The 6,924-nt window shown below is 41.9% G+C and carries 7 protein-coding genes; 1 reads left to right on the plus strand and 6 read right to left on the minus strand.

Translation table 11 applies throughout. The annotated features are described in order from the left end of the window. Positions 1-108: 108 nt before the first annotated feature. The 6 genes from ACWPAB_RS10955 to ACWPAB_RS10980 form a co-directional block, all read right to left on the minus strand. A complete protein-coding gene (locus ACWPAB_RS10955) occupies positions 109-792 on the minus strand; it encodes an NADPH-dependent F420 reductase (RefSeq protein WP_016366768.1) in 684 nt (227 codons plus the stop codon). Then, positions 789-1,844, minus strand: a complete 1,056-nt coding sequence (locus tag ACWPAB_RS10960) for an LLM class flavin-dependent oxidoreductase (RefSeq protein WP_003580753.1) — start codon at positions 1,842-1,844, stop codon at positions 789-791. Before ACWPAB_RS10960 ends, ACWPAB_RS10955 begins: the two co-directional genes overlap by 4 nt. Positions 1,845-2,162: 318 nt before the next feature. Then, complete coding sequence (locus ACWPAB_RS10965; RefSeq protein WP_003580755.1) at positions 2,163-3,038, minus strand: ABC transporter ATP-binding protein; 876 nt, start codon at positions 3,036-3,038, stop codon at positions 2,163-2,165. Between the two features lies 1 nt (position 3,039). Next, positions 3,040-4,272 (minus strand): hypothetical protein, encoded by a 1,233-nt coding sequence (locus ACWPAB_RS10970; RefSeq protein WP_003580758.1) that lies wholly within the window; start codon positions 4,270-4,272, stop codon positions 3,040-3,042. Beyond that, positions 4,265-5,377: a hypothetical protein gene (locus tag ACWPAB_RS10975; RefSeq protein ID WP_003580760.1), complete on the minus strand. Its 1,113-nt coding sequence runs from the start codon at positions 5,375-5,377 to the stop codon at positions 4,265-4,267. The genes ACWPAB_RS10970 and ACWPAB_RS10975 overlap by 8 nt, the downstream gene beginning before the upstream one ends. Positions 5,378-5,868: 491 nt before the next feature. Continuing rightward, entirely contained in the window at positions 5,869-6,066 is a 198-nt protein-coding gene (locus ACWPAB_RS10980) for a hypothetical protein (RefSeq protein WP_003580762.1), read from the minus strand. A gap of 210 nt (positions 6,067-6,276) precedes the next feature. Between ACWPAB_RS10980 and ACWPAB_RS10985 the strand changes: the two genes are divergently transcribed. After that, positions 6,277-6,924 (plus strand): Rgg family transcriptional regulator (locus ACWPAB_RS10985; protein WP_016382096.1); only part of this gene is annotated, 648 nt, incomplete at its 3' end.

A 6,924-nucleotide genomic window follows, 5' to 3' on the forward strand; every position in this document is an offset into this window, starting at 1 on the left:
CATAGCATGATTGATTTTTACAGACAACTTTTGATTTACACTAGTAGCAAAAAGACAAGACGCCTCAGCCTTCAATAGGCCGTACGCCTTGCCTTTATAACAATTCCATCACTTATGGGTCTGCGCTGCGACTTCTTTGCCAAACTCGGTTTGATCAAAATGATCGATGATGTCCTTAAGCTCAGCGTATCGCAGACTGGCGCCGAACAATGGACTACCTGGTTCAGTCATGATGCCGTCTGCTAAGTTATTGTGCACAACGGTATCAAATCCCATATGATCGACAAAAGCCGCCACAGTGGCAACCGCGTCGGGATCGTTGCCGGTCACAAATAGTGCTTTGCGTTTAGGATCGCCTTTGGGCCGCGCCTCTTCTTGCAAATTGTGATAGCCCATATGATTGAATGCCTTGACGATCTTGGCATCTTTGAAATAGGTCTGAACTTGTTCACTGGAAGTCGTACTTGGGTCTAAGACTTCTTCGCGAATGCCATCTGTTTCCCACCAGTAGTTCATCGCATCAATCACCAACTTGCCCTTCAGCAAGTCGGCATCAATGTTCTTGTAACGACTGAGTGGAATTGATAACAAGATAATGTCACTGTTAGCGACAACATCAGCATTTTCGGACGCAATTGCGCCAGGAACGAGTGTTTTAATGGTTAAGGCGATTTTTTTGACTGATCCCGAACCGGAAATACGTACTGTATAGCCGGCATCTAAAGCTAGACCAGCAAGGACAATGCCGACTTTTCCGGCACCGATGATACCGACGCGTTGAATAGCCATCATTTCACTGCCGCCTTTTCTGCCAGAATTTCCTTGACCCGCGGGATGACTTTCGTACCATACAGCTCAATCATTCGTTCGCGTTGTGCCGCCGTTTGATTACCAGCCCCGTAAACAAGATCAAACCGGCCTAGATCAAGCAAGTCAATGGTCGCCGCCATGCGTCGGGCCACGGTCTCTGGATCGCCCACGTAGAAAGAGCCGACCTTGGTTTCGCCTTCAAACTGTTCACGACTCATCGGCGCCCACCCACGCGTTAAGCCAATGCGATCAAAATTGGCTTTGATATTTTTAAACGCAACTTCAACGGCTTCGTCTTCGTCATCGGCAATGAAGCCGTGGGAATGGACAGCAATCGGAAATTCCGGTTTGCCGAGTTCCTTGGCCGCCGCGTGATATAACTCGATATACGGCTTGAACCGGCTCGCCTGACCACCGATGATTGCGATGATCACTTTGTAGCCAAAATTGACAGCACGAATCACCGATTCCGGCGAACCGCCGATGCCAATGTAAGTTTCGAGTTTGCCGTTTTCGGTTTTAGGATAGACTTCCTGATTTTTCAAAGCAGCTCGGAATTTGCCCGACCAAGTAACCGCCTTTTCATTGCGCAAAGCATCATACAATCCCAGTTTCTCGTTGAACAAGTCGTCATAATCGGTTAAATCATAGCCAAATAACGGGAAGGATTCAGTAAATGAACCCCGGCCCAACATGACTTGTGCTCGCCCATTGGACAGTGCATCCAAGGTCGCAAATCGCTCATAAACTCGTACAGAATCATCGGAACTCAGCACAGTCACTGCTGTTGCAAGTTTAACCTGTTTGGTGACCGCCGAAATAGCCGCCAAAACCGTTTCCGGGCTTGACACACTATAATCTGGTCGATGATGCTCACCAACACCAAAAACATCAATGCCCAAGTCGTCGGCCAGCTTCCCCTCGCGCACAATTTGCCGAATAGACGCTGCTGCAGTTTGCAAGCTGCCGTCTTCATTTGCCACGATGTCACCAAAAGTTTCCAGTCCAAATTGTAAATGCTCAATGTCTACCATCGAAAAGCCTCCCAACCGATAATGCTTACTTTTTGTAAGTTGATGATATTATCATAGGCTTTTTTAAGGTGCATGGCAACCTTTTTGGGGATGTCTGACAACGCAATCAAATAAAGGATAGGACTGAATGGTGAAAAACGAGTGTATTGTCAAATAAGCCGATGAGAAGGTTACAGTCACAGAAGTAACGTCAAATTTGACCTGATACATTGTTTTGTTCGCATGCCACTTCAAAAAATAACGAACTCTTCAGCAGACAATTCTATTAATCCTTATGACTTCAAACTGATCAGTATCTAATGATCAGTAGGTCACCGCTCACTGTCGTTGGAAAGTCAGCCGAAACTCGTCCACCAGTGAAAGCGGGGCAATACTGTACGGAATGTCATTTGTCATAAGCTCAAGAACAAGTGACTTCCGCGTTGCATAATCCAACTTTGTTAAATCAATAAGGGCCTGATTTTGATACGCGTCTAGCACAGCATCTTTATTAATGCTTGCTACTAAATGCGGCTCTAGCCGCATTTTCAAAAAGTTGTTCTGCTGTTCATGCATATTCAAATCTTTAACAACTTTCCCTGCACGAAGAAAAAGAACCCGGTCAGCAAGCATCTGTAGATTGTCAAGTAAGTGAGAGACCATGATCACCAGCTTGCCGCTTTCTCGTAGTTGCTGAATTTGGCTTGAAATTAGCGCCACATTTTCTGGGTCAAGCCCATTCATGGCCTCGTCCAACAACATCATAGAAGCATCCGAGACAACCACCATGGCAAAACATAATCGCTGTTTCATGCCAAGCGAATAAGTGCCAACTTTTTGCGAGATATAAGTCTGCATTTTTAAAGCATCAATTAATTCATCAATCGCTCTCCGACTTTGCCACATATTCTTGTACAGTTTCAAATGTTCGTAACCACTCAACTCACCAAAAAGTTCGTTTTCAAGAGGAAATGCACAAATCTTTTGATGAATTTTTTTAGTCAGTCGATTATTGTCATATCGAAGACCATCGACCTCTACATACCCATGGCTAGGTGTTAGGTTGTTCATAATCACATTTAAGAGAGTCGTTTTTCCTGTGCCATTAGGGGCAACAAGTCCAACAACTTCTTTTTGATCCAAAGTGAGTGTGATGTCATTTAAAACGTGCTTCTTATTTGGAAAGGATAATTCAATATCTTTTAACTTAAGCATGCTATGACAACCTTGCCTTTCTGGTGTGACGTTTATGAGTCAGGCAATATATGACGACTTCAACCACGATTAAAATGCTCATGAACAGCATCATCCCGAGCATAAAAGTCATCTTTGTCGTCTCATATCTAAAATTCTGGAATCCAACCACCAGTTGCCCAATATTGAAGTAACTTGGTAACAAGTACAGAGACCAGTTATTGATGGATACCAAACCCGGGACAAAATAAAAAGTTTCGCTAACGAGCAAAAGCGATGTCATCGCAAGACTAGCAAACTCACTCTTTAATACTAACTGTAATACGATTTGAAGCCGGATAATGAGCCACATGCCTAGCAGTAAGAGGACAAAAGCTTCCAACATAAAACGACCCAGCGAAATTGTGGTGAAGGATATGCTTTGATACACGGGTATGGGTAGTGTCAAACTCCCAATACCAAACCTTAGCATGTTACACGGTAACAAAATAACTAAGAAGCCAAGAACTAATCCGCCACTCATCAGTAAGGCTGACAAGGATTTATAGTTGATCATTCCCCATGCTGTCAGTGGTAGGTTCCTTAGAATTGACGTTTTCTTTCTATCTCTTGTAACCAAGTCAGTGCTGATGATCGCGGTCGCAATCAGCAAAGCTAGCGCAAGTCCATAAAAGAAAGCTCGTTCAAGCTGTTGTAAGGCCGTCTGTTGATTAATAACCGCCGCATTTATGTCGTTGTCCTTCATATGAGCATACTGCTGTAACCGAGTTCGCGCCTCTAAGTTCCAATAATGGCCATTTCGGCTCTGGTTACCCGATCCTGCATCACGGACCACGTTTGGATCGTTGTAGTACTGAAGCGGATAACTAAGCCATGGCTGCCCTTGAAGAACTAAGTGATCGGTCAACAACAGTTCGTCATTCATAGACGCGGCCACTTTCTTATAGTCTCCTTTTGCTGCAGCCGCTAATTGCGTACGCTCAGCCGTTATAAACTGAGGAATATATATCCCCGCATTAGCAATTGTCGGATAGTTAGGAAATGCCGGTTTAAAAGTTTTCATGAACTTTTCGTTTTTTAACAGCTTATCAGTGACTTCCTGTCTCGAAAAATTTTCTAAGGTTCCATTTTCAGGTAAGTATTGATAGCAGAACCACAAGCTCCATGCAAAAAAGATTAAACAGACGCCCCAATTCTTCTTGCTGAGAAGGTTTTGTTTGAGTTGGAAGGTTAAATATGAAGTATTCCTAGTCATTTCTCGCACCTCCCTGTCTCGAAAGCATGAAGAAAATCGCCACCGACCAAACCAAGATCATAACCATACCAGTAAGCCAACCAACCGGGAGATGATCGTTCAGCAAAAATCGTCCGGAATAAACATAAGCGATATTTAAATAAGGAATTGGCGTCAAATAAAGAACCAAAGGTAATGTCTGACTAAATGTGACGATGACTAATATTGTCATGATTGAAAGAACCGTGGCATAAAAATTTTTAGTGAGCTTGTTCAGCCAAATTGCCACAACTGACATAAAGATTGTTATCGCTAGTGAATAGAGGGTAATTAATAAGCCCGCAAGCCAACTAGGCATTGTAATGACGCTATTCATTAGATTAAAGGCAGTAGGATAGTTCCAATCACCAAATCCAGTTACCAGTCCCATAAGAAGCAACGCCACTGCCGGAAAAACAAGGAACAACCCGGCGCTCAATTGAAGATTTGCTTTGATATGAGCAGTAAACTTTTCGAAAAAATTAACCGGCATGTTCTTTAGAATACTTTTGTGCTCTAGCTCCACTAACCACGAGTCCCCTACTAAGTAAGCAATTAGAAAAGGTGCGCAGATTGCAATTACCTGAAATAATATGGCGCCATAGTCAGCGGCATTTTGAATATTATGTCGTGGTGAGTCATGACTTTTCTGCAACCTCTGTGCAACCACAAGATTGCCGATGACGGATTCTTTAGCAGGTATTAGAAGCCCTTCTGCACCGGCAAAATTAAGGGAGTAGCTTTTGAGCTGTGCTTGCGCAAGTTCAACCTGACCATTGAGAATCATACTGGCATCCTGTATGAGCAACCCACTATCAATCTTCCCTGCTCCGGAAAGTTGCTCATTCAATGCCTGTTGCATCCTCCCTTTCTTGCTTGTTTTCGAATAGGCGCGCGCATCATAGCGTAAATAGCTTGATTGGACGGACTGTTGAATTCTAAAAGTATCTATCTTTAAATCAGCAACCTTTTGAAACTTAATCACAAAAAACAAGCCAATCACTAGAAAAATCATGAAAAGTTCTACAACAAGATTTTTCTGACTAAAAGTGACCTGTCTTTGAAAAAAAGCGTTCAACTGTTTCATTTTAGGATTCCTCTCTGCCTGCTCTTCTTGATTTTATATGAAATCAACTTAAAAATGAATATAAAATGTGAAAATGAGCTTCAAATGTGAAAATCAAGTATTGCTAGAAAGTGACCGTGCCTACAGAAACTCCGAAGGCTTTTAGCCTAACAAGTACTTGGTTTGTGGCTGATTATTTTATGATGGTATTCCTAATAAGCAAACTGGCCTACACTAAAAAGGCAAGGTATTCCGCTTCTGAAAGCCACGGAGTCTTGCCTGGAATTTAAATATTCTATTATGGATCAATGGCAGGGAATCTCCGCTTTGACTTGTTTGCACACCTCGGTTTGATCTAATAATCAATAGGGACTAATAGCCCGATCCCAAATGGCAATAGCAAAATGATACGAAACTGTTTCATCTATAAAAAATCTTACCAACATTAAAAATTCAGTGCTTTCATGTTTTGAAATGGAACACCCTTCGTGAATTATCTCAAAATCAACCAGTTAAGCTCTATACTTAAAGTAGATTTTACCGACAATAACCGCAATGATGATATAGGCTGTTAGTTTGAAATATTGTGGCCAATACAGCTGCCGATAAGCAATAAAATCAAAACTAACGTTAAAAAGTATTAGCAAAACCCAACCACCCACGCCGATGAGATAAGTCTTTATTGAGTCTTTAATTTCAATCTCCCCCATACACCATTCGCTATTTTTCTAAACTTTGGGCATAATTGCTTTATAAAGATGATGCTTCAATCCAAGGGTATGCGTTGACCTATTACTCTTTTAATTCAGGAATAACGTACGCTTTTCTTAAACCACGACCCTTTGTCATTAACTAACTTACCTGAATTTCTTAGCGGCACGAGCAAAAGTTGAGTATTTTCTACCTGAGGGGTGAAAAAAGTGTTTGCAAACTATACCAATTGTGGCGCCTTGTTTCGTCAAATTCGCAGACGGCGTCAACTGACAATTCACAATGTCCAAGGCAATCTTCACAAAACCGCGATTTCTTATTTTGAAAATAAGAACGCAAATATCCGTCTCTTAAATTTAATGGAGATCTTAAAGCCGACGTTCATGGAACCTCAAGAATTTTTTGAACTGATCGATGATTCAAATGGTCAACTTCGCGTTCTCCTAACAAAAGTTAGTACTTCCTATAAGAACCTTGATCTTCCAAGTCTGCGAGAACTGCTAGACGTTTACGATTCAAACGTGGAAAAAGAAACACCTCAATATATGCTGAAGCTTGTTATCGTTTCCTGCATCGCCAATCTAGAAAAGAAAAATCCGATCTTTTCAGACGAAGAAGAAGAACGTATTCAACAATTTCTACTAGCAGAGGGTCCGTGGTTTCATTTCGAGTATTTAATTTACGCCAATCTGTGCCACTCACTCTCACATCCAATTAATGATCGAATTCTTCGCCATATGCTTAAGAAATATCGTGAATTCCACCTTTCAAGTTATGACGAAGCCTTCTTTGGAACGTTTTACAATATATCTGCAAGATATCTGCAAGATCGTGACTATGAGAGATCATCAACAATG

It is taken from the genome of Lacticaseibacillus sp. 30, assembly GCF_053819265.1.